The sequence below is a fragment of the Dysgonomonas sp. UBA7710 genome (assembly GCF_002482385.1).
Classification (GTDB): Bacteria; Bacteroidota; Bacteroidia; order Bacteroidales; family Dysgonomonadaceae; genus Dysgonomonas.
In genome coordinates this window covers 46,696-70,778 of record NZ_DLFW01000022.1, presented here as the reverse complement: position 1 = coordinate 70,778, position 24,083 = coordinate 46,696, and the positions used below count along the sequence as shown (strand labels likewise).

Below are 24,083 nucleotides of genomic sequence, written 5' to 3'. Positions count from 1 at the left end.
TGCTTTTTCCTTTAAGAAACCTTTTACCAATGAAGTATAACCCTCACCTTTACCTATTTTAGAATATTATCCGTTATCTTTCCGCAATTCTTCAATGACACAGCCGGCAACTTCGGATTGGCAGGAGAAGGCACAGCAGTCATGTTGTTCAGGGTCATATTTTTTACCTTATTAGCTTCTATAGCGTACGTATAATGAGCTTTCTCTACCTTATCCCAGCCGATATTCCCCTGATTGAAGTGGATATTTTCCACATTCTCCAGATAGACTACAGGAATGTCCGACTGATAGAGTTCTTTCTCCCTTATGGCGTTCAACCTCAGGTCGAAGTTGCCTCCAGCTACCTCTTCCAGTGCACTCTTCCTGATTACAAAGTCGAAGTTATTGAAAGTCACATTCTGTATTTTCGTATCGTCGGATGCAATCATGACTATCGAGTTCTCGCCGACACAGGTAATATTGGTGAAATTGATATTCTTTATTACTCCGATATTCGGCTTTTCGGGAACAAGCATCATAGCAGTCATGTTTATCGGCTCACCCTGCCCCCACCAGTCGCCTGTATGAAGCCTTGTTTCGATATGTATATTGGTAAAATTCATGTTCTGCACCGAACCCGTATCACTTACGGAAATATTTATACCGCGGTTTGAATCGTATATGACGATGTTGTCGAAATTGTAATTCGACATATGATTCTGGTCGTGTCCGCCTATCCGTATACCGCTCGAACGAGACTGTAAAACACAATTAGATACATTCACGTTTTTAGACGGCTTCATTATATCCTTAAATCCCGGATCGCCGTGATGGTTACCGTATCCGGCCACTACAATGGCATCGTCGCCGCAGGTGATAATACAGTCCGACATATTTACATTGCTGCACGAAATAATATCGATACCATCGCCATTCGGGATGAGCAGATTGTTGTTTATCGACAATCCTGTGACCTTTACCCTGTCGCAATGCACTATCAGAATAGTCCAGTAAGGTGCGTCTATACATTCGAAACCGGAGAGTGTCACATTGGTACACTCGCTGAAAATAACCATCTGGTGAAACCTGTCTTTGGGAAATAATGGTCCGTCGCCAAGTCCGCTTTCTACTTTTCTGAAATTTTCTTTCTGGCGGGTAAATACTTTCTGGTCGTCGCCTATTGTTTTTGCCTTACCTTCGTACATAAACTCCATTCCCCGCCCGAATATCCTGCCGTTTCCGGTAATGGATACGTTTTCAGCTTTTTCGGTATAGAATATTCCGGCCAGCTCTTTGTTGTGTCTTTGATATTGAGTGAGGTCGGTAGTAGCTTTCAGCACGGCCCCTGTTTCGAACCGGAATTCCACATTCGATTTCAGGTTGATTGTTCCTACAAGATATGTGCCGGCAGGTATGTATACCATGCCTCCTCCATTCTTATAGCATTCATCTATTGCATTCTGTATCTGGGCGGTGGCCAGTGTGACACCGTCGTTTTTAGCGCCGAAGTCGAGTATGTTGTATATTGCGGCATCAGATGAAATATGAATGCTTAGAAAGAGGATGAGTGCCAGTATTTTGTTTGCCATAATTGTTCTATTTTTAGTGTAAATTATTTCTTGAGTATGTTGTTCGATACTTGTGTACAGTTGGTTAACGAGATAGCCGGTAATTTCGGATTCGATGGCGAAGGGATAGCTATCATGTTGTTCAGTTTCATATTTTTTACTTTGACTGCCTCCATTGCATGGGTGTAATAAGGGGCTTCGACACCGTCCCAGCCTATATTTCCCTGGTTAAAATATACATTTTCGGCATTCTCTATATAAATAACAGGTATATTCGATTTATATATCTCTTTACCTGTTACGGTATTTGGTCTCAGGTCGAAATTCCCTCCGCTGATTTTGTCCAATGCGCTTTTCTTTAGTGTGAAATCGAAGTTGCTGAATGTTATGTTTTCCAGTTTCGATTCTTCCGAGGCGTATATTAGTACTGAGTTTTCAGCTATACACGTAATATTCGAGAAATTGATGTTCTTGATTATCCCGACAGGATTATCAGGCACTCCTCTCAGAGCCGATATTTTTATCGGCTCGCCTTGTCCCCACCAGTCGCCTGTATGGAGCCTTGTTTCGATACGGATATTGGAGAAGTTGATATTCTGTGCCGAACCTGAATCCCTTACCGTGATGTTGATTCCGCAATTGGAATCGAAGATAGTAATATTGTTGAAATTGTAATTAGACATATGGTTCTGGTCCCATCCCCCGATCCTGATTCCACTCGAACGCGATTGCAGGACACAATTAGAGATATTGATGTTCCTCGATGGTTTTAGGATATCCTTGAACCCCGGGTCGCCGAAGTGGTGTGCATAACCCGCTAACACGATGGCATCGTCGCCACAAGTGATGATGCAGTCCGAAACATTCACATTGCTGCTGGATATAATGTCCAATCCGTCGCTATTGGGAATCAGTAGGTTATTATTAATGGACAGACCTTTTACTTTTACCCTGTCGCAATGTACGATAAGGAATGTCCAGTAGGGTGCGTCGATACATTCGAAGTCCGATAATGTAACATTATAGCAGTTGCTGAATATTATCATCTGCTGAAATCTGTCTTTCGGATACACAGGTCCATCGCCAAGGCCTTCCGTCACTTTGCGGAAATCGTTTTTCTGACGGATATAGTTCAATACATCCCCGCTAATGACTTTAGCACTGTCGGCATACATGAATTCCATGCCCTGCCCGAATACTTTTCCGTTTCCGGTAATGGATACATCCTGTGCGTTTTCGGTGTAGAATACCCCGGCCAATCCGTTGTTATCTTTCTGGTATTGTGATAAGTCTGTAGTTGCTATCAGTGTTGCCCCTGTTTCGAACCTGAATTCTACCTTGGATTTCAGGTTTATTGTACCCACAAGGTAATTGCCCTTCGGTACATAAACGACACCTCCGCCATCATAGTAACATTGGTCGATAGCTTTCTGTATATGTTGGGTAGTCAGTGTCTTCCCGTCGTTTTGTGCGCCGAAGTCCATCACATTGTATGATGTGGCTTTGGATATGAGGCACAAACCTATAAGCATAAATTGTAATAATATACGTTTGTACATAATATAAATAGGTATTAGTTGGTTTTGTCTTGCATTTCCTTATTGAATTCTGAGATTATCCCTACGGTATTATCGGAATGAAACACCGAGTATAAGCCTTGTTCTTCCTGAGCCGGGTCACCCATATAGTCGTCCCCTTTTTCCCAGAATACATGGTCTTTATTTTGTTTGGCGAATCCTCCCCATGCCCAGAAGTTAGCACCTGCGAGTATCCCTTTTTTTAGGTAATTTTCTTTGACCAGATTGAATACATAAGAGTAATATTCGTTTCTGTCATTTACCGGAGTTCCTGTGTCAAACTGGAAATTGTCGCGCGGATAGCCGAATTCCTCTATGACCATTGGCTTTTTATATCTGGCCGATATATCGAGATGCTTTTGTATATAGATTCCTGTCTGCTCTTTGGAATATCCGAGAGTTCCATGCAGATCGTCTTTTTTAGCCCATCCCCAGTTGTAAGGCCAGATGTGGATGGTGGTATAGTCTATATCATTATAGGAATGTATGAGTTCCCATAGCTGAATGTCGCCTTCGCAGCCTTGATAACCTTCACTGCCTACCGACACCAGGTGATTAGGGTCGAGTCTTTTTAACTGCCGGGCAACATCGCTTATCCATAAGGCAAACGCGACTTTGTTCTCTTCTGCGAATGCGCGCGGTTCGTTGCCTATCTGCCACGACATTATGGCCGGGTCGTCAATGTAGCGCTTGTTTGTATAACGGTTTGTACGTGTGACTATGAATTCCACATGTTTGGCAAACAGGGTTTTGCAGGAATCGCACTTTGGGTATTGCTTTACATATTCGGAGAAGGTGTTCCAACCGTCGATAGCCGGGATAGGAGCTTTTCCATGTCCTGCCCATTCGAGATATTGGCTGTAGCCTCCCGACCATTCCCACGAATTGTTCAGGAATAAGACTGCCGACATATTTCTCTTACCCATCTCGGCCAGCAGATAATCGAGCCCGGCGAGAATAGTATCGTTATATATGCCGGGAGCGGTTTGCAGTGTAGGTTCCACTTTCGATTTTATTCCATTCACTCCGTCGGCACCTACCAGTATGCGCAGATTTTCTATGCCGGCGGCAGAGAGAGAATCGAGTTCTTGTATAAGGCGTTTTCTGTTTCCGCCTTCTCCTTCGGAGGCGAGGATAGCCCCGTACCAGAAATTGGTACCTATATAATAATAAGGTTTACCGTTCTTGAAGAACTGACCTTCTTTTGTTATGGTTACAAATGTATTGCCGGATTTTTGTTGACTGCATCCGTATAGAATGAAAATCAGAGAGATAAGTAATAAAACTTTTTTCATTATTTGGGGGTATTAGGTTATATCAGAAATAATATTACAAAAGTACAAAGGATGTATCCTAAAAGACAAGTATTTATTTATCCTGATATGGTACTTTTTTATCTTTTTATGTGTAAAAAAGTATTATTAATGTTAAAACACTTTTGCTGGAATCATTTTTATTTATACTGATAACAAGGTATTTATTGATATAATATTTGATATGACAATTTGTATATTTTATTTTTGATTAAAAAAGTATCATTTAATGATAATAAAGTATTTGTTTTTTATGCACCATGTAGATACTTTTGTAGTGTAAGCTAATCATGAAAAATTATAACCCCAACAATTAAAATCACTAACTATATTCTTAATCTAAATCTCACGTTATGAAAAGAATACTTTATCTATTATTTCTTCTTTGCATAATCCCGTGTGCGGTGTTTGCCCAGACATACCAGATATCCGGTGTGGTAACGGATGCAAAGGACGGTTCACCATTGCCGGGTGTTGCGGTTCAAACTCAGGAAAGGGTCGCTACAATGACCGATATCGACGGGCAATATTCTATCAAAGCTAACAAAGGTGATATCCTCACATTTTCACTTATCGGAATGAAGCGTCAGGAAGTTAAAGTGGAATCGGAACGGAATATCAATATTGCCATGGAAGATGAAAATATAAATCTGGACGAGGTGGTAGTTATCGGTTACGGTACTGTAAAGAAAAGAGACCTTTCGGGAGCAGTAGGTCAGGTGAAAGCTGACGATTTGCTGAAAGGGAATCCTATGAGTAGTATCAATCAGGCCCTGCAAGGAAAAATGGCCGGAGTCAGTGTTATACAGAACGATGGCGCTCCGGGAGCAGGAATCAGTATCCTGGTTCGTGGGGCAAACTCATTTAAAACCAATTCGCAGCCGTTGTATATTGTCGATGGAGTTCCATACGATATTGCCTCTATGCCGACGAATGGTTTACAGAATGGAAATAATCAGACGGCGAATGCATTGGCAAATATCAACCCGCATGATATAGAATCTATTGAAGTATTGAAAGATGCATCGGCGACAGCTATATATGGTTCCCGCGGAGCAAACGGCGTTGTATTGATTACTACCAAAAGAGGACAGCAGGGTTCTGAAAAAATAGAATTCACTGCCAATTTCAGTATGTCCAATCGTAGCAAGAAAATGGATGTGCTCGATCCGGTGACTTATGCGCGTTATGTGAATGAAGGTGTGACTAACCGTGAATTTTATGATGGCGTTTCTTATTATATGCTGCCATATCCGGGACAATGGTCGTACAGGTATGATACCAATAATAATATATTGACCGATACCGGAAAATATCTTCCCGGGCCGGAAGATTTCCTAAATCTGGGCATGCGTACAGACCAGTATGGAAACACAACCTCGGTAATGAGTACCGACTGGCAGGACGGAATCTTCCAGACTGCATATAGTCAGGAATATAATCTTAGTGTTTCCGGTGCGAGCGATAAAGGATGGCATTCATTCTCCGGTAACTTTATGGATCAGACGGGTATTATTGTGAATTCGGCTTATAAACGTTATTCGTTGCGTACGAATCTGGGACGTAAACTGAGAAGCTGGCTTGAAGTGGGCACGAATCTGAGTTATACGAATTCGGTAACTGATTTTGCAAAGACAAACTCATCCGAATCGTCTGTGGTTCGTTCGGCTCTGGTATTTCCTCCTACGTACGATCCTCTGGTAGGACGTCAGGAATCGAACGAGCTGAACTGGCTGGCTGCCAATCCTTATGTATATGTGCGCAATACTATAGACCAGTTGAGATCTAACAATGTATTCAGTTCATCCTATGCCGAAGTGAAATTTACGGATTACTTAAAATTCCGGCAGAATCTGGGTTTAAGCTATTCTTCAAACAACCGTTATACATTCTACAGCCGCCTGACACAAGAGGGTTATCCACCGACAAACGGAAGAATAGGACAGAGTGACAACTGGTATCAGGGAACTACGGCAGAGTCGATTATGACTTTCGAAAAGACCTTCAATAAGGTACATGCCTTGAATGTTGTTGCCGGCTTCACTTTCGAAGAAGCAAACTGGGGTAATAAGTCGGTAAGCGGATACAATCTGCCTACAGATATAACAGGACCATACAATATCGGAGCTGCACTGACTATAGAGACACCTTCATCAGGCAGGGGGATGTCGAGGATGGTATCTTTACTGGGTCGTGCAAACTATGTATACAATGATAGATATATAGCTACGGCATCTTATCGTCGCGATGGATCGAGCCGGTTTATAGAAGGAAATAAATTTGCCAATTTTGCTTCCGGTGCTTTAGCATGGCGGATTTCAGAAGAGAAGCTTATCAAAGACCTGAATATATTTGATAACCTGAAACTAAGATTAAGCTACGGGCAGACCGGAAATCAGGGAATCAATTCTTATCAGACTTTAGCCAGACTGGGTACAAATAATTACCCGATAGGCAGTTCTCAGGTTAGCGGTTTCTCCGAAAATGTATATAACGGTGCTCTCAATCCTAACCTGAAATGGGAGACGACAGACCAGTATAATATAGGTCTCGATATATCTTTCCTTAAAGGAAGAATAAATCTTACAGCAGACTATTATTATAAGAAGACAAAGGACCTTTTACAGAATGTATCGATACCTACCAATTCAGGATTTACCAATATGTGGTCTAATGCGGGCTGGGTGAAAAATAACGGACTCGAACTCACAGGTAAATTCTATGCTGTAACAACCAAAGATTTCAGCTGGGATATCGATGCTAACATTTCTTTCAACAAGAATGAAATCGGTGGGCTGGCAGGCGACCAGTTTGCGGATCCCCTCTGGTATGCGGCAAGTAATGTATTTATTCAGCGCAACGGCGCTCCTATCGGTGCCATGTATGGCTATGTAGAGGATGGATTCTATGACAATGAGGCCGAGGTGCGGGCCAATCCCATTTATGCCAATGCGACCAGTGCTGTGGTAAAAAGTATGGTGGGCGAGATTAAATATCGCGACCTCGATGGCGACGGGGCTATAACTGCTCACGGAGACAGAACCATCATTGGTGATGCAAATCCGGATTTTGTATATGGTATAACAAATAATCTCCGCTGGAAAGGATTTTCTTTGAGCTTTTTCTTCCAGGGAGCTGTCGGGAATGATGTATATAACGCCAACCTGATGGAGATAACAATGACAAATATCGCCAATATCCCACGATGGGCATACGAAAAACGATGGACGCCGGAAAACCGTGACAACGCCCAATGGCCGAAAGCGATATCGGGCGGATATACCCGCGAATGGAAAATCTCAGACAGATATGTGGAAGATGGATCATATCTCAGGCTGAAGAACCTGAATATAGGATATACCTTCAATCCTAAGTTCAAAGCTATAGGAGATGTTCAGGTGTACGCCAGCGCAACCAATTTATTTACAATTACGGGATATAAATGGTTCGATCCCGATGTGAATGCGTTCGGTGGGGATATGTCGAGACGTGGTGTGGATTTGAACTCATATCCTTCGAGCAGGACATTCTCGCTGGGGCTGAAAGTCGGTTTTTAAATATATAATCTTAATTATTTGAATCATGAAAAATAAATTCTACAATATAGCGCGGTTAATTCTTCTGGGTGCACTGGTTATAGTGACTATACCGTCCTGCAACGATATGCTGGAAGAGAAAAAATTCGATTTTGTTCAACCTAACGACATTGCCGATTCGGACGATGGTGCTACTCAATGGGTGATGGGTACATACAACCTGCTTATAGATGACATGTTCAGATGGAGTGTTTTCCCTGCCGCATTTGATTTCGACTGTGACTATATCAGCGGTCCCGACTGGGCATTCAAGAACTTCGGAGCGGGTAATTTCCAGTCTATCGATGAAACCAAAAATATGTGGGAGAAACCTTATGTCATTATTCACCGGGCTAACTATGCGATGGAAAATATAAATAAGATGAGCAATGTTACTCCCAGATATAAGGAGAATGTGATAGGTGAACTACGTTTTCTGAAAGCATATTCCTATTTCCTTCTGGTGCGGGCTTTCGGTGAGGTTCCGATTCGCAAAGAATCGATAAATGCTACAGGGGAAGTGAATATACCCCGTTCTTCAGTCGAAGATGTCTATGCCTACATCATAGAATTGCTTAAAGATGCGGAAATGATGATGTATAAGAATACAGACCCGGGATTTGTTGAAGGCCGTGCCTCAGCAGGTGCAGCAGCTTCCCTGTTGGCAAAGGTATATGCTACGATGGCATCGGGAGCTATGCCGGCGGGCAACGACATAAAAGTAAAAGGCGGATTACCTTTTGTCTTGGAAGGAAGCACCAAGGTATATACCGATCCTGTCGCTGTTACTGTAAAGAAAAAGCAACTCACGGGTTATGATAAATTCGATTATAAGGAATATTACGGACTAGCGCGTGATAAGGCTAAACAGGTGATGGATGGGGTATATGGAACATATGGACTATTGCCGTATGATAATCTGTGGAAAAAAGAATCATGGAATAAGACCGAACATATCTGGATGTTGCAGGCGATTTCGGGAGATCCTAAATTCGGTATGGCTTATACGGTAGGTTATGCCGGGATATACGACAGCGATGGAAATATCTTCAACGGGCTGTGGTATGGTATGCGCGACCACTGGTATAAGCTATTCGAAAGTAAGGATTACAGGGTAGAAAAAGGTGTATTGCACCGCTGGGCAAGAAACTTTGATGTAGTATGGAATATAGGATCGTTCTATCCTAATACAGAAGAATACAGAAAGAAAGCATTGGGATATACAGATGAGCAAGGAAATGAAATACCGCCTCAGGCGCCATATAACGACGGATTAAGATATACATGTAACAGGGATGCCGCATTTTTGGCCTTTCTTACCAAATATGACGACAGAACGGATAAAACGATTGAAAGAAGCGATGCGCACTGGCCATTCCTTCGTTATGCTGATGTAGTTCTCATTTACGCAGAAGCAGAAGCAGAAGTAAACGGAGCACCGGATGATGCGGCATTGGAAGCCTTAAATAAAATCAGGCGCAGGAGCAATGCTACCGAAAAGACATTGACAGGTTTGGGAAATATCGGCTCACTTGTAGATTTCCGTTCGGCCGTATTGGAAGAGCGCGCGATGGAATTTGCGTTGGAAGGCGACAGGCGTTGGGATTTGATTCGTTGGGGTATTTATGTGGATGTGATGAACAGCATAGGAGGTACAGACGAATCGGGTATTTATAAAGTACGATCGTCTAAACATGAGTTATTCCCTATTCCAAATTCTGAAATGGACTCTAATAAGGCCATCAAAGAAAATAATCCGGGCTGGAGTTAATATTTTCAAGAACGAAAAATACATACAGATATGAAAATAATAAATATAACATATTCGATAATATTTGCAGGGCTTGTCTTTCTGGCGGCCGCATGCAGTGATGTGGTAACGTACAATGATGGATATGACGACCAGCTGGCATCATACGGCCCTCCTTCCGTGAGTCGCGTAACTACTGCAAAAGATACAGTTACCGCGATAACCGAAAGTTCGCTTGCGGAGATGATTACGCTGCATGGTAATAATCTGACAGATGTAACCTCCATCTTTATTAATGATGTTGAAGTCGATCTGTCAACTATATATGCAGTCAGAACACGCCTTACATTACCTATTCCCAGAGTTTTGCCAATGGAAGTGAATAATCAGATAAAAATAACAACGAAGTTGGGTACAGTAAATGTCCCTTTGACGGTAAATCTTCCGGAACTGGTTCTGACAGGGTTTTATAACGAATTTGCCCATGATGGGGACACGGTACGGTTTCTGGGTAATAATTTTGATTTATATGAAATCGATATTGAAAATGCCACGATGACAATGAACGGAAAGAATGTGAATATCATAGACGCGGACGCTACAGGCTTCTCTATCGAGATACCGGAGGGAACTACCGACAATTCGGTACTTAGTGTTTCCACACCTAAATTGACGACACCTCTTCAACTGAAATTCAGGGAAACAGGTTATCCTATCCTTACGGCTAAAGATATGGAAGAGGCATGGAACCCGGAAGGTCTTCACGATGGAACAGCCGAAGGGGATCCCGATCCGCTGAGAGGAAAATTCTACAGGGTTAAATACAACTATAGCGGATATTGGACATGGCACAATATAACTTACGCCCGCTTCGATGTACCTGATGTGGATATCATAAACAATCCTGAAAACTATTGGGTGAAATATGAGATTAACAATAATATCAATTATCCGCTGGTACGATATATAAGAGTAGGGCGTAATAACGACGGTGACAGGAATTATATGTGGGATCCTACGCCATATAACGGCGGCGTAACAATGAATACTTTAGGCAAATGGAAAACTGTGAAATTCGAGGTGACAGACCTTTTCCGTCCTGATGACCCGAATAGCGGAAAGAAGACCAATCTGTTCATGCCTGTTGAGGGAGCGGATAGAAACCACTTTATAATAGTGAATCAACCGGAGAATCCTGCCGATGTGGATTTCAGTATATGTAATTTTCGTTTTGTAAAGAAAAACTAAAAATGGTATAAGTAATACAGGCCGCAATGTCATGTAACATTGCGGCCTGATAATAGCTTCATCAATTAACATATAAATAAATGAAGAAAGGAATTATTATCTGCTTGCTCAATTTGTTTTGTTATTCTGTTTTTGCCTCTTGTTCGGGGGATACGGAAAAAGAGGGAGGAGAAGAAGCCGGTTATCCTTCTCCGGTTGTAGAGACTATCCGTTACGAAGCAGAAAATGCGACACTGGTGGGCGATGCCGTTGTAGAAAAAAGCATGTCCGGATTTTCGGGAACAGGCTATGTGAATCAAAACAGCGGCGATATTTCTTTCAGGATCAATGTTCCCGAAAAAGGGAAATACAAGCTGGATATACGATATTACACAAACGGACAGAAAAAAGAAAATCTGTTATTCATAAATAACATACAACAGTCGAGCCTGATATTTGATCCTGCACAAGACTGGGAAACACTCCCGATAAACGGACTCATATTGGATAAAGGGGAGAATATAGTCCTCATAAAAAAAGGCTGGGGCTGGATGTTTTTCGATTACATAGAAGTAGGTAAAATGCAGGAAAATATCTCTTTCAACGTATCGCCATCCCTTGTGACACCCGGCGCTTCGGTACAGGCAGTGAAACTGTACAATTTCTTAAAAGATAATTTCGGAAAGAAAACGATATCCGGAGCTATGGCCAATTACAGTACAGGACTGGAAGAGGCAGACTGGATGCATGAGAAAACGGGTAAATGGCCTGCTCTCGCATGCTTCGATTTCATAGACTATAACCGTACATGGGACTTTGTGAATTACGACGCCATAGTGAATAACTCCGAGATATGGTGGCAAAATAACGGTATTGTCTCCATCATGTGGCATTGGCGCGACCCGTTGAAACTAACAGACCAGTTCTATACCGAAGGTACCACATTCGATGTATCAAAAATCAATGATATAAATTCGCAGGAATATAAATCAATGATAGCAGATATAGATATAATAGCGGGCTATCTGAAACAGCTTAACGATTTGAATATCCCTGTCCTTTGGCGTCCGTTGCACGAAGCAGCCGGAAGGTGGTTCTGGTGGGGGGCAAAAGGAGCTGCTCCATGCAAGGCCTTATGGGTATTGATGTATGACAGGCTTACAAACCATCACGGGCTGAATAACCTGATATGGGTATGGACAAGCGACGCCGCAGGTGAGGCGAGTGAGTGGTATCCCGGCGATGAATATATAGATATTATAGGTATGGATATTTATCCGGGCGAAAGACAGCACGGTTCTCAATATATCGCCTTCAATAAAGTGAAAGAATTATACGGTGGCCGCAAGATAATCGCACTTAGTGAATGCGGTTCTATACCCGATATAGATAAGATGTTCGGATACGGTGATGTGTGGTCGTGGTTTATGCCATGGAACGGGCCTATGACACGTCTCGATGAACACAACGGAGAAGAATTTATCAATGAGGTCTTAAATAACGATAAGGTAATAACCAGAGATAAAATGCCTCCTTTAAAGTAACCAACTATTAAAGAATTAATAAATTCAATTCAATGAAAAGAACTGCATTATTTGTTTTCGTATCTATAATTACTATCGCTGTCTCTGCACAGCAAATGAAGCCTGAAAGTACAGAATGGTATTATCCGCAACCACCTAAGGTTGTTCCGGCAGGCAGTATAGGTCAGCCGCCTTCGGATGCAATTGTATTGTTCGATGGAAAGGATTTGTCGAAATGGGTATCCGCAGACGGTAGCGCGGCAAAATGGACAGTAGTGGACGGTGGTATGACGGTAACACAAGGTGCAGGCGATATTTACACAAAAGAATATTTTGGCGATTGCCAGTTGCATATAGAATTCAAATCTCCGACTCCTGTGAAGGGTAGCGGACAAGGCAGGGGAAACAGCGGTGTCTTCCTTCAGAGCACTTATGAAGTGCAGGTGCTGGACGGAGACAATAACCCTACCTATGTGAACGGTATGGTCGGCAGCATATATAAACAGCAGGCGCCTTTGGCGGATGCTTATACCAAAGCAGGACAGTGGCAGGTATATGACATTTTCTGGAAAGCTCCTGTATTCGGAACGGATGGAAAACTCGAAAGTCCTGCAATAATAACGGTAATGCTGAACGGTGTCTTAATTCAGAATAACTATGTGCTGAAAGGTACGACCGAATATATCGGTTTTCCGAAATACAATGCACATGGAAGATTGCCGCTGATGTTGCAAAATCACGGCGATGCGGTTGCATATCGTAATATATGGATAAGAAATTTATAAAATTGGAATAAGCCTGAAACGAGTATGATAGGGTGATTTCAATTGATGATATATATTAAAAATATAAAAGAAATGAACGATCTTTTTAAAAAACGTCTGGAGGCTGTAACTAAAGAATATGAAGAATTAGTTACGCGTAAGAATGAACCGCTATTTCCCGGCAACGGGATATTCGAAAGGTATAAATATCCTGTGCTGACAGCCGCACATGCTCCGGTATTCTGGCGATATGATTTGTCGCCCGGGACGAATCCTTACTTTATGGAGCGTTTCGGCATAGAGGGTACATTCAATGCCGGAGCTATAAAATGGCAGGGGAAATACTTAATGGCAGTACGGGTGGAAGGTAACGACCGGAAATCTTTTTTCGCAATAGCAGAAAGTCCTAACGGAATCGATAACTTCCGCTTTTGGGATTATCCGATAAATATGCCTGAAACCGATAATCCGGATGTAAACGTCTACGATATGCGCCTGACGGCACATGAAGACGGATGGATCTACGGCATATTCTGTGCCGAGCGCAAAGACCCGGATGCTCCGGCGGGAGACTTATCGTCTGCGGTGGCTGCTGCGGGTATAGCCCGTACAAAAGATTTAAAAAGTTGGGAACGGCTGCCGGACCTGAAATCGAAAAGCCAGCAACGGAATGTGGTACTGCACCCCGAATTCGTAAATGGAAAATATGCTCTCTATACCCGTCCTCAGGACGGATTTATAGATGCCGGTAGCGGAGGCGGTATCGGCTGGGCTTTGGTCGATGATATCACAAGAGCGGAGATAAGGGAAGAGAAGATTATCAATTACCGTTATTACCATACGATTAAGGAACTGAAGAACGGCGAAGGTCCTCATCCCATAAAGACGTCTAAGGGCTGGCTGCATTTTGCGCATGGTGTGCGTATGTGTGCTGCCGGATTGAGGTATGTCCTTTATCTGTATCTTACCGACCTCGAACAGCCCGACAAACTGATTGCCGAACCTGCGGGACATCTGATGGCCCCGGTCGGGGAAGAAAGGATTGGCGACGTATCCAATGTGCTGTTCACCAACGGGTGGATTGCGGATGACGATGGTACTGTATTTCTCTATTATGCTTCTTGCGATACACGCATGCATGTTGCTGTCTCTTCTGTCGACCGTCTGTTGGATTATTGTCTGAATACGGCTCCCGACGGGTATCGTTCTGCGACTTCCGTGCAGGTATTAACAAAGCTTATAGAAAATAATTTCGAATTAACACGAAAAGGAAATAGCTTAGTCGGGCAGAATAAATAAGTAAGCTTCACAATGAATTCTGTAAAAATTACATTAAAAGAGAAAGTAGGATACGGATTCGGGGATGCGGCATCGTCCATGTTCTGGAAACTGTTCGGTTCCTACCTGATGATTTTCTATACCGATGTGTTCGGATTGCCTGCGGCGGTGGTCGGATCTATGTTTCTGATAACCCGTATCTGGGATTCGCTCTTCGACCCGATCGTAGGTATGGTTGCCGACCGTACGAATACACGGTGGGGTAAATTCCGTCCCTATCTGTTGTTTCTGGCAATACCTTTTGCCGTTATCGGGGTATTTACTTTTTTTACTCCCGGTCTGGATTATACAGGTAAGGTAATATATGCCTATGTAACCTACTCCCTGATGATGATGGTATATTCGGCTATCAATGTGCCCTATGCCTCGTTATTGGGTGTGATGAGTCCTGATCAGAAAGACAGAAATATATTGTCTACCTTCCGCATGACCTTTGCATATATAGGCAGTTTCGTAACATTCCTGCTGTTTATGCCATTGGTCAATTATTTCAGCAATGGCAGCAATACTGTCGAAGACCAACAGCACGGCTGGTTTATGGCAGTAGTAGTGATTGCTGTGATATGCGCTGTGCTTTTCTTTATGTGCTTTTCGTTCACAAAAGAACGCGTGAAACCGATAAAGCAGGAAAAAACACCCTTGCTTGACGATTTGCGCGATTTGATAAAGAATAAGCCCTGGTGGATTCTGTTGGGAGCAGGTGTCGCAGCATTGGTATTCAATTCGATACGAGACGGAGCTACTGTCTATTACTTTAAATATTATATCGTGGAGGATGGTTTCGGCACAATCAATCTGTTTAGTATCCCGTTCGTCCTTAGTGGGTTATACCTTGCATTGGGGCAGGCTGCCAATATAGTGGGCGTCATACTGGCTGCTCCGGTCAGCAACCGTATAGGTAAGAGATATACCTATATGGGCGCGATGGCTATAGCTACTGTGCTAAGCATTGTATTTTACTGGATGGATAAGGACAGCCTCACCTTGATTTTTATTTTACAGGCATTGATAAGTATTTGTGCAGGAAGCATTTTTCCGCTGCTATGGTCGATGTATGCCGACTGTGCCGACTACTCGGAGCTGAAGACCGGAAACAGGGCGACAGGACTGATATTCAGTTCGTCGTCGATGAGCCAGAAATTCGGTTGGGCAATCGGCAGCGCCCTGACAGGCTGGCTGCTCGGTTACTTCGGATTTCAGGCGAATGAGGCTCAGAATCCTGAAACGATCAATGTGATTAAAATGTTCCTGAGTTTCCTTCCTGCAGTGGGTACCTTATTATCGGTCGTATTTATCTATTTCTATCCCCTGACAGAAAAGAAACTGGTAGAAATAACATCGGATTTGAATTTAAAGAGGGAAAATAAATGAACGGATTCAGGAAAGAATTAACCGGAAACATCCTGCCATTCTGGATAAACAAAATGCAGGACGACCATAACGGCGGCTTCTACGGACAGATAGACGGCAATAATATACTGAATCCTCAGGCCGGTAAAGGAGCTATATTGAATGCCCGCATCTTATGGACTTTTTCTTCCGCATACCGTATTCTTAAGAATGAAGAATATCTGAAAATGGCACAACGTGCCTTCGATTATATCGTTACATACTTTATCGATAAGGAATCCGGCGGAGCTTTCTGGGAACTGGGTTATAAAGGTAATCCTGTAAATACGAAGAAGCAGACTTATGTACAGGGTTTTATGCTTTACGGTTTTTCAGAATATTTTCGTGCCACAGGTGAGCAAAAGGCATTGGAGCTGGCTAAAGATTTCTTTTACCTGATTGAAAAATACAAGGATAAGGAAACAGGCGGTTATCTTGAGGCATTTACCCGCGACTGGCAGCCGATAGAAGATATGCGCCTTAGCGATAAAGACGATAATGAGGTGAAAACGATGAATACTCACCTTCATATACTGGAACCATATACAAATCTTTGCCGTATATGGAAAGACCCGCAGTTGGAATCGGCACAGAGGCAATTGATAGATCTTTTTACAGATAAGATTCTGGATAGTAATACAAATCACCTGAATCTTTTTTTCGATGAAGACTGGAATGTAAAGTCTAATGCTGTGTCTTATGGTCATGATATTGAAGCTTCGTGGCTGCTTTTCGAGGCGGCAGAAGTATTGGGAGACAAAGCGCTTATCACTGAGATAAAAAATTTGTCGCTGAAGATAGCCGATGCTGCTTCCGAAGGTATCGATGCCGATGGCAGTATGATATACGAATATAAGAACAGGCATATGGATACGGAACGCCACTGGTGGGTACAGGCCGAAGCTGTAGTAGGATATATGTACGCATACAGAAATTCTAAGAATGCTGTATATAAAGAACGGGCTTCGCAAGTCTGGTCGTATATTCAAGACCGGATGGTCGACAACGAAAACGGCGAATGGTACTGGAGCCGCCTGCCGGATGGAAGTATCAACAGGAAGGATGATAAGGCCGGATTCTGGAAATGCCCTTATCACAATGGCCGTATGTGTATGGAAATGATAGAGCATTTCGGGATGAATATGGAATAAGAGCCTGTTTAAATTTTAGCGAAAAATATTATTACGGGCTCTGATAAATAATTCTTAGCAACTTTTTTTGTTCTTTTTAGCGTATTTTCCCCTTTTTTCTTTTGGTTTAGCCCGCTAAACCCGTGAGTAAAAATGATAAAATCCATTTAAAAACAGCTATAAAAAGTTTTGCTATAAAATTTAAACAGGCTCTAAATAAAACACGATTATAAAATGAGACATTTACTACTATTTACACTTCTTGTTACGATGTTATTTTCATGTAAACAAAAAGAAGAAGCGACGAATAAATTCTTACCGGTAGATAAGAATGCAACAAAAGAAACAGTCGGGCTATATAACAGGCTTTTCCAATTGATGGATAAAGGTATTATGGTCGGGCATCAGGATGATCTGGCTTACGGTCATTCATGGTATAAAGAAGACGGACGTTCCGATGTGAAGGATGCTACAGGCGACTACCCTGCGGTAATAGGCTGGGAGTTGGGACATGTAGAAATAGGAGCGGAGTTTAATCTCGATTCTGTCTATTTTCAGGATATGAAACGTTATATAAGGGAAACTTACGACAGAGGCGGGATAACTACTGCAAGCTGGCACGGGGACAACATCGTAACCGGAAATACAGCCTGGGACTGTGCTCAGGATTCGGTCGTAAGGACTATCCTTCCGAATGGAGTTAACCATGAAAAATATCTGGTATGGCTCGACCGTGTCGCCGGTTTTTTCCTCGATCTGAAAGACAAAGACGGAAATCTTATTCCTGTCGTATTCCGTATGTATCATGAGCATACCGGGGCATGGTTCTGGTGGGGAAGTAAGCAGTGTACGCCTGCCGAATACAAGCAGTTGTGGAAAATGACGGTAGAATATTTACGCGATAAGAAAAATGTTCATAACTTGCTGTATGCTTATTCACCTTCGGAAACTGAAAATGAAGCCGCTTATCTCGAGCGTTATCCCGGCGATGAGTATGTCGATATTGTGGGATACGACAGTTATGTGAATGGCAAGTCGGCAGAAGATATCCAAAGGTATAAGGAGGCGATGGACCGCAATCTTAAGATTGTAACCGATTATGCCGCAAAAGCAAATAAAATACCTGTTATCGGTGAAACAGGAATGGAAAGCCTGCCCGATTCTACCTACTTTACAGGAATTGTTTATCCGCTGATAACGCAATATAAGATAGCATGGGTATTATTCTGGCGCAATGCGTGGGAAGCCGATAAGCCCAATCATTATTATATGCCTTTCGAAGGGCATTCTGCAGCTAATGACCTGAAAGAATTTACAGAAAGGCCTCAAATATTTATGAATGAGTGTATTAAATAATTATTTAAAATAAAGCAAACATATGAGATTCTGCTTTTTTTCGACAGAAGTTTATCTATGTATTTAGCCGATAACCTTTAGCTGTTAGCCTTTAGCTCTTTGAAGTGTTGATTGGCCCCCTCAATCCCCCAAGGGGGACTTACAGAGAGGATAAAAAGTAATAAATAGTGAGTAAATAGATACAAGTAGACAAGGTACGAGATACAAGTTACTAACTGATGACTGAAAAAGCTGTTACCTTTGTTACCTTTTTTGAATAGAGTTACAAGTTGCTCGCATTTTATTTTGTTTCACGCAAAGACGCAAAGGCGCAAAGGCGCAAAGTTTTTATATCTTACCAGTTGTTGACTGATGACTGTAAAGTCTCTTGTGTGATAGCTTCGGCTAACGGCTAACGGCTAATAGCTATCAGCTAAAAGCTGAAATATCTGTTACTTTTGTTACTTTTTCACCACGGAGAACCAACGGTCGGCAGAGCCAAAAAAGAGTAACACAGAGTTTTTAATAACCGGGATGCTTCGCTCAGCTCAGCATGATAAGGCACAGCACTGTTAACTGATGACTGCTAACTGTTCACTGATATTCCTGTTACTTCTGTTACTTTTTAACTATATACAGTTAACGAATGTGAAATTAATTATGGATTATAAGAAGTATATTTGCTTATTCTTCTTACGTTTAACCTAAATATAAAATACTGACAGATGAAAATATTACATTTTGGAATAACCTTGTTCCTGATACTGGCAACGCCATCGGTTTTTGCTCAAAAGAGTGTGTCGTTAACCTCTCCCGACGGGCGTTTGACATTTTCTTTCAGGCTGGATGATGTAAGTCCTTCTTACAGAGTGGCATTTAAGAAACAGACATTGATAAAAGAGTCTCCGCTAACGATGGATTTCGAAAACGGGGCTTTCGGTGCTAATCTCAAAATGAATAAGCCTGTTTTCAGAACGGGAAATGAGACATATGAACTCATTGTAGGGAAAGCCAAAACAGTTCATAGTCATTATAAGGAAGTGACCATTCCGCTCGAAGAGAAGAATGCTCCGAAGCGGAAGGTAAACCTGGTTGTAAGAGCCTTTGACGACGGCATAGCTTTCCGTTATGAATTCCCGTCGCAGCCGGACTGGGATTCCTATGTGATGCATGATGAAAAAACGACATTTAATCTCGAAGGAAACCCTAAGGCATTGACACTGTTCTTACCATCCTATACTACTTCGCATGAAGGCTTATACACCCATTTGAACTACCGTGACATAGAAAGCAACAAGCTGATGGATATGCCTGTCATGCTGGAATATTCCAATAATGTATTTATGGCAATTACCGAAGCGGCAGTCGTGAATTATGCCGGTATGTACCTGATGAAAGAAGACGGTATGCTTGTCGGTAAACTGTCGCCGCTTCCGGGGCAGGAAAGGGTGAAAGTAAAAGTAGGTTTACCTCATCATACGCCCTGGCGCGTGATGTCGGTAAGTGACAGGGTAGGGGCTTTGATAGAATCGAACATCCTTACCAATCTGAATGAACCTTGCAAGATAGAGGATACTTCATGGATTAAACCGGGTAAAACAACTTTTACCTGGTGGAATGGTAATGTGGTGCCTGATACGACATTCCTACCGGGGAATAATTTTGAAACCAATAAGTATTATATTGATTTTGCTGCACGCAGCGGGCTCGATTACCATTCCGTTTACGGTTATGCTGAACAGTCGTGGTATGTCGACGACGGTTATGATTTCAGTACACCGGGGCCGAATGCAGATGTAACGAAAACCATCAGGCCCATAGACATGAAGAAGATATGCGATTATGCCAAAAGCAAGGGCGTGGATATTCATGTGTGGGTAAACTGGAAACCTCTTTATGCGAAGCTGGATGAAGCATTCAGGCAGTTTAACGAATGGGGGGTAAAAGGTATGATGGTCGACTTTATGGACAGGGACGATCAGGAGATGATACGCATACAGGAAGAAATATTGGCCACGGCAGCCAAGTACAGGCTATTTATACAATTTCATGGTTCGAGTAAGCCGTCGGGACTGCACCGTACTTACCCTAATGAATTTACAAGGGAAGGGACATTAAACTATGAGGTATATAAATGGGATACTATTATCAATGCCGATCATGATATATCCATGCCGTTTACTCGTTTGCTGGCCGGAGCCGCAGATTATCACCTGGGCGGTTTCAGGGCAGTACCGCAAGATAAATTTAAGATACAGTATACGAACCCATTGGTGACAAGTACCCGTTGCCATATGCTGGCAATGTACGTAGTATTAGAAAGCTATCTGGGAATGGTGTGTGACACACCGCCTTCTTACGAAGGACAGCCGGGGTTCGAATTCCTGCAGAAGTTACCTACTATATGGAATGAGACAAAGGTTCCCGATGCAAAGGTGAATGAATATATTACTATCGCAAGACGGCACAATAACGACTGGTATATAGGTTCGCTGAATAATAGTAAAGCACGGTCTTTACAGGTTACTTTGGATTTTCTTGGAAACGGTGACTATACGGCAGAAGTATATACCGATGCGGATGATGTAAATGTTAATCCCAACCACCTGAAAAAGCAGATTAAAGAAGTAAGAAGAGGCGATGTCCTGGAACTGCCTTTAGCCTCCGGCGGAGGTGCAGTAGTGCATATTTCTCCGGCTGATTGACTAAAAATGAAGGAATGAACTGGTCGCAATTTGCGACCAGTTACCTAAAACTATAAAACATAGCATTGTTACTCTTTTTGCTTTTACACAAGAAGTAGTGTAATATTATCGGGTGTGTTGCGTTCCCCTATAGCAATACAAGTGAATATTAATAAATTTATTGCATATAAAAAAGATTTATTGTAAAAATAATCTTTACCTTTGCGGCAAAATTTTGGTGTCACAATTTCGCATCTTCGAAAAAGTGATGAAAAGGGAATCAGGTGCAAATCCTGAACAGACCCGCTGCTGTAAGCTCTGCTAAAATCTTTGAACAATACTCAAAACCACTGTTCGGTAACGAATGGGAAGGACGTTCAAAAATAGAGTAAGTCAGAAAACCTGCCAAAATAGATTAGTTATAAGCTTTCGTGGACTAAGGCTGAAAAACAAATGCATTTCAGGTAAATCGTATATATCTTCTTTAGGATATTACTTACACGGCATGTTTTTTGAAAAATCTTGGTTCATGATGTTTAAAAGATTAAACATTGATTGAGTATGAGGTTTTTATCCGTTTTTATCACATTAGTCTGTTTATTACCACTAAGTCTGTACGCCCAAAAAAAAGTATTTATCTCAGGTAAGATAAAAGACACGAAAGAAGCACCCGTTTCCCAAGCTTTAATAACTGTTGAAGGTACCACAACAGGAGTATATTCGGATGACAATGGATATTACTCTTTAGAGGTCTTATCAGGTAAGCATACAATCTCTGTATCTGCATTTGGCTTTAAATCCCGAAAGACACTAATCGATATAAGGAATAATAAAAATCAGGATTTTATACTTGAAGAACAAACCGTCAATCTGTCGGCAGTAGAGGTATATGGAAAAACAAAAAGCCAGCAACTTCGTGAAGGCTCTTTCACCGTAAATGCAATTGATGTAAAAACTTATGCTAATTCGTTGAACAACCTGAATGATCTGATTGGTCGCAGCAATGGTATAAAGATAAGGGAAGATGGGGGCGTCGGTGCTGATTTTGACCTTTCTATCAATGGCCTTTCTGGAAATTCGGTCAGGTATTTCCTGGATGGAATGCCATTGTCATCAATTGGTAACGGTATCACTCTGGCCAATATCCCGATAAATATAGTGGATCGTATCGAAGTTTACAAAGGCGTTGTTCCTGCCGAACTGGGAGCAGATGCATTGGGTGGAGCTATAAATATCATAACAAAGAAAGAAGTAAAGAATTATCTTGATGTATCTTATGGCATAGGATCGTTCTCTACCCATAAAGCAGATTTGAATGCACAATATGTAGACTCAAAAACAGGTGTATTTTTTAGACCTACTTTTGGAGTCAATTACTCCAAAAATAATTATACAATGAAGAATGTACAGGTTCCGGATGCAGATAGGGAAGGCTTTGAAACTATTAATGCGAAAAGATTTCACGACGGCTACTTTTCTCTTCTCGGACAATTTAATATTGGAGTGACCAATAAGAAATGGGCAGACCTCCTTTCCTTTACCACATCGTACTCCTATGTAAATACCGAATTACAAACCGGCTCTGTCCAAAATAAAGTATATGGTATGGCCGAGCGGGAAAATAAAGCATTCAATATTTCGGCCCTGTATCAAAAAAGAGAATTTTTCACAAAAGGACTGTCTGCCGATATATCTATATCTCAAACATGGGACCATTCGATTGTGACAGATAGTGCTTTTCGCCAGTATAACTGGAGAGGAGAATATATTGGAGCTTCACGCAATGAAATAACCGGGCGCGCCAGATCTATACGGCATACAAAAAGACCGCTGACCATCGGACGCGCTAACTTCGATTATTTACTAAACCAGACTCATATCTTCAATATCAATTATATGCTTGAGCGTGTAGAAAATAAGCGTAGCGACGATCTTGATTCCGATTTCGCACCTTCCAAAGACATATTTACCAAACACATAATAGGCCTTTCATACAAACAAAGCTTCTGGAATGACAGATGGAGTAATACATTTTTTGTAAAAGATTATATTAGCCATCTGAAGATAGGCCAACAAGATTTGTCATGGATTACAAATTCCAATGCAGTTCCGCGTTCATCCACATCCGATAATTGGGGATATGGGTTAAGCAGTCGTTTTCATATTGCTGAATGGTTATCCGTCAAAGGCTCAGCCGAACGCAGTATCAGATTGCCTCTAGCCCGTGAATATATGGGAAACGGTACAACTGTTTATCCAAATTTTGCACTGAGTCCTGAGAATAGCCGGAATTACAATTTTGGATTGTTTGGAACAATCAATCTTGCGCAGAAACACAATCTTACCTATGAGACAGGATTGTTTTACCGAGGGGTGAAAGATTATATCCGTCTTGTGATAACAGAATCGGAAGGCACCAGTCAATATCAGAATGTGAATGATGTAACTGTCAGGGGAATAGAAGGAGAACTCAGATATGATTATGACGATTTCCTGCAAATTATCGCTAATATCAGCTATCTGGACGAAAAAAGTAAAACAAAATATCAGGCTGATGGTAAACCAACAACAACATACAATAATCGTGTTCCAAACAAGCCATGGTTGTACAGTAATGTAGAGTTGAATCTTAGAAAAAAGAATTTATTGGGGCGAAAAGAAAATCAGCTGAAAGTTGCCTACTATTTCCAATATGTACATTGGTTTTATCTTACGTGGAAAGATTATGGAGTATTTAATCCGGAATATGTAATTCCTACACAGTATATCCATAATGCATCGATTACCTATTCATTAAAAAACGAAAAATACAATTTGTCCCTGGAATGTAATAATATATTTGACCGTATGACTTATGATAACTATCGAATGCAAAAACCAGGACGGTCTTTTTTCTGCAAATTCAGAATATTTATTAATTAATATCAACAA

Annotated in this window: 14 protein-coding genes and 1 riboswitch; of the genes, 11 read left to right on the top strand and 3 right to left on the bottom strand. The window is 41.8% G+C overall.

Translation table 11 applies throughout. From position 1 onward, the window contains the following. Positions 1–53: 53 nt before the first annotated feature. From B3317_RS06695 to B3317_RS06685, 3 genes are read right to left on the bottom strand one after another with little or no spacing between them, the layout of a single operon-like run. Entirely contained in the window at positions 54–1,568 is a 1,515-nt protein-coding gene (locus B3317_RS06695) for a glycoside hydrolase family 28 protein (protein WP_291109899.1), read from the bottom strand. A gap of 23 nt (positions 1,569–1,591) precedes the next feature. Continuing rightward, positions 1,592–3,106 (bottom strand): glycoside hydrolase family 28 protein, encoded by a 1,515-nt coding sequence (locus B3317_RS06690; protein ID WP_291109896.1) that lies wholly within the window; start codon positions 3,104–3,106, stop codon positions 1,592–1,594. A gap of 14 nt (positions 3,107–3,120) precedes the next feature. After that, positions 3,121–4,419, bottom strand: coding sequence for a glycoside hydrolase 5 family protein (locus B3317_RS06685; RefSeq protein ID WP_291109894.1), 1,299 nt, complete (start codon positions 4,417–4,419; stop codon positions 3,121–3,123). 371 nt (positions 4,420–4,790) lie between these two features. Here B3317_RS06685 and B3317_RS06680 point away from each other — a divergent pair, with 371 nt between their 5' ends. From B3317_RS06680 to B3317_RS06630, 11 genes are all read left to right on the top strand, one after another. Then, on the top strand, positions 4,791–7,994 hold the full coding sequence (locus B3317_RS06680) for a SusC/RagA family TonB-linked outer membrane protein (protein WP_291109891.1): 3,204 nt from the start codon (positions 4,791–4,793) through the stop codon (positions 7,992–7,994). Between the two features lie 25 nt (positions 7,995–8,019). Continuing rightward, a complete protein-coding gene (locus B3317_RS06675) occupies positions 8,020–9,783 on the top strand; it encodes a RagB/SusD family nutrient uptake outer membrane protein (protein WP_291109889.1) in 1,764 nt (587 codons plus the stop codon). Between the two features lie 30 nt (positions 9,784–9,813). Continuing rightward, complete coding sequence (locus tag B3317_RS18250; RefSeq protein ID WP_291109887.1) at positions 9,814–11,010, top strand: glycan-binding surface protein; 1,197 nt, start codon at positions 9,814–9,816, stop codon at positions 11,008–11,010. A gap of 80 nt (positions 11,011–11,090) precedes the next feature. Beyond that, on the top strand, positions 11,091–12,533 hold the full coding sequence (locus B3317_RS06665; protein WP_291109884.1) for a glycosyl hydrolase: 1,443 nt from the start codon (positions 11,091–11,093) through the stop codon (positions 12,531–12,533). A 32-nt stretch (positions 12,534–12,565) separates the two neighbouring features. Beyond that, on the top strand, positions 12,566–13,297 hold the full coding sequence (locus B3317_RS06660) for a 3-keto-disaccharide hydrolase (protein WP_291109882.1): 732 nt from the start codon (positions 12,566–12,568) through the stop codon (positions 13,295–13,297). A 72-nt stretch (positions 13,298–13,369) separates the two neighbouring features. Then, positions 13,370–14,575, top strand: coding sequence for a glycosidase (locus tag B3317_RS06655; RefSeq protein ID WP_291109880.1), 1,206 nt, complete (start codon positions 13,370–13,372; stop codon positions 14,573–14,575). Positions 14,576–14,587: 12 nt separating this feature from the next. Further along, positions 14,588–15,985: an MFS transporter gene (locus B3317_RS06650; protein WP_291109877.1), complete on the top strand. Its 1,398-nt coding sequence runs from the start codon at positions 14,588–14,590 to the stop codon at positions 15,983–15,985. Continuing rightward, positions 15,982–17,154, top strand: a complete 1,173-nt coding sequence (locus tag B3317_RS06645) for an AGE family epimerase/isomerase (RefSeq protein WP_291109875.1) — start codon at positions 15,982–15,984, stop codon at positions 17,152–17,154. Before B3317_RS06650 ends, B3317_RS06645 begins: the two co-directional genes overlap by 4 nt. 213 nt (positions 17,155–17,367) lie before the next feature. Beyond that, complete coding sequence (locus B3317_RS06640) at positions 17,368–18,489, top strand: glycoside hydrolase family 26 protein (RefSeq protein ID WP_291109873.1); 1,122 nt, start codon at positions 17,368–17,370, stop codon at positions 18,487–18,489. Between the two features lie 704 nt (positions 18,490–19,193). Further along, positions 19,194–21,173, top strand: coding sequence for a glycoside hydrolase family 97 protein (locus tag B3317_RS06635; RefSeq protein WP_291109870.1), 1,980 nt, complete (start codon positions 19,194–19,196; stop codon positions 21,171–21,173). A 198-nt stretch (positions 21,174–21,371) separates the two neighbouring features. Then, a riboswitch (cobalamin riboswitch) is annotated at positions 21,372–21,576 on the top strand. Between the two features lie 137 nt (positions 21,577–21,713). Next, positions 21,714–24,074, top strand: coding sequence for a TonB-dependent receptor (locus B3317_RS06630; protein ID WP_291109868.1), 2,361 nt, complete (start codon positions 21,714–21,716; stop codon positions 24,072–24,074). The last annotated feature ends 9 nt before the right edge of the window (positions 24,075–24,083 follow it).

Excerpts from the sequence above, each read along its gene's own strand:
- B3317_RS06680 (WP_291109891.1), top strand. The coding sequence starts at position 4,791 with ATGAAAAGAATACTTTATCTATTATTTCTTCTTTGCATAATCCCGTGT.
- B3317_RS06635 (WP_291109870.1), top strand. The coding sequence starts at position 19,194 with ATGAAAATATTACATTTTGGAATAACCTTGTTCCTGATACTGGCAACG.
- B3317_RS06690 (WP_291109896.1), bottom strand. The coding sequence starts at position 3,106 with ATGTACAAACGTATATTATTACAATTTATGCTTATAGGTTTGTGCCTC.
- B3317_RS06650 (WP_291109877.1), top strand. The coding sequence starts at position 14,588 with ATGAATTCTGTAAAAATTACATTAAAAGAGAAAGTAGGATACGGATTC.
- B3317_RS06640 (WP_291109873.1), top strand. The coding sequence starts at position 17,368 with ATGAGACATTTACTACTATTTACACTTCTTGTTACGATGTTATTTTCA.
- B3317_RS06645 (WP_291109875.1), top strand. The coding sequence starts at position 15,982 with ATGAACGGATTCAGGAAAGAATTAACCGGAAACATCCTGCCATTCTGG.
- B3317_RS06655 (WP_291109880.1), top strand. The coding sequence starts at position 13,370 with ATGAACGATCTTTTTAAAAAACGTCTGGAGGCTGTAACTAAAGAATAT.
- B3317_RS06665 (WP_291109884.1), top strand. The coding sequence starts at position 11,091 with ATGAAGAAAGGAATTATTATCTGCTTGCTCAATTTGTTTTGTTATTCT.
- B3317_RS06685 (WP_291109894.1), bottom strand. The coding sequence starts at position 4,419 with ATGAAAAAAGTTTTATTACTTATCTCTCTGATTTTCATTCTATACGGA.
- B3317_RS06675 (WP_291109889.1), top strand. The coding sequence starts at position 8,020 with ATGAAAAATAAATTCTACAATATAGCGCGGTTAATTCTTCTGGGTGCA.
- B3317_RS06660 (WP_291109882.1), top strand. The coding sequence starts at position 12,566 with ATGAAAAGAACTGCATTATTTGTTTTCGTATCTATAATTACTATCGCT.
- B3317_RS06695 (WP_291109899.1), bottom strand. The coding sequence starts at position 1,568 with ATGGCAAACAAAATACTGGCACTCATCCTCTTTCTAAGCATTCATATT.
- B3317_RS06630 (WP_291109868.1), top strand. The coding sequence starts at position 21,714 with ATGAGGTTTTTATCCGTTTTTATCACATTAGTCTGTTTATTACCACTA.
- B3317_RS18250 (WP_291109887.1), top strand. The coding sequence starts at position 9,814 with ATGAAAATAATAAATATAACATATTCGATAATATTTGCAGGGCTTGTC.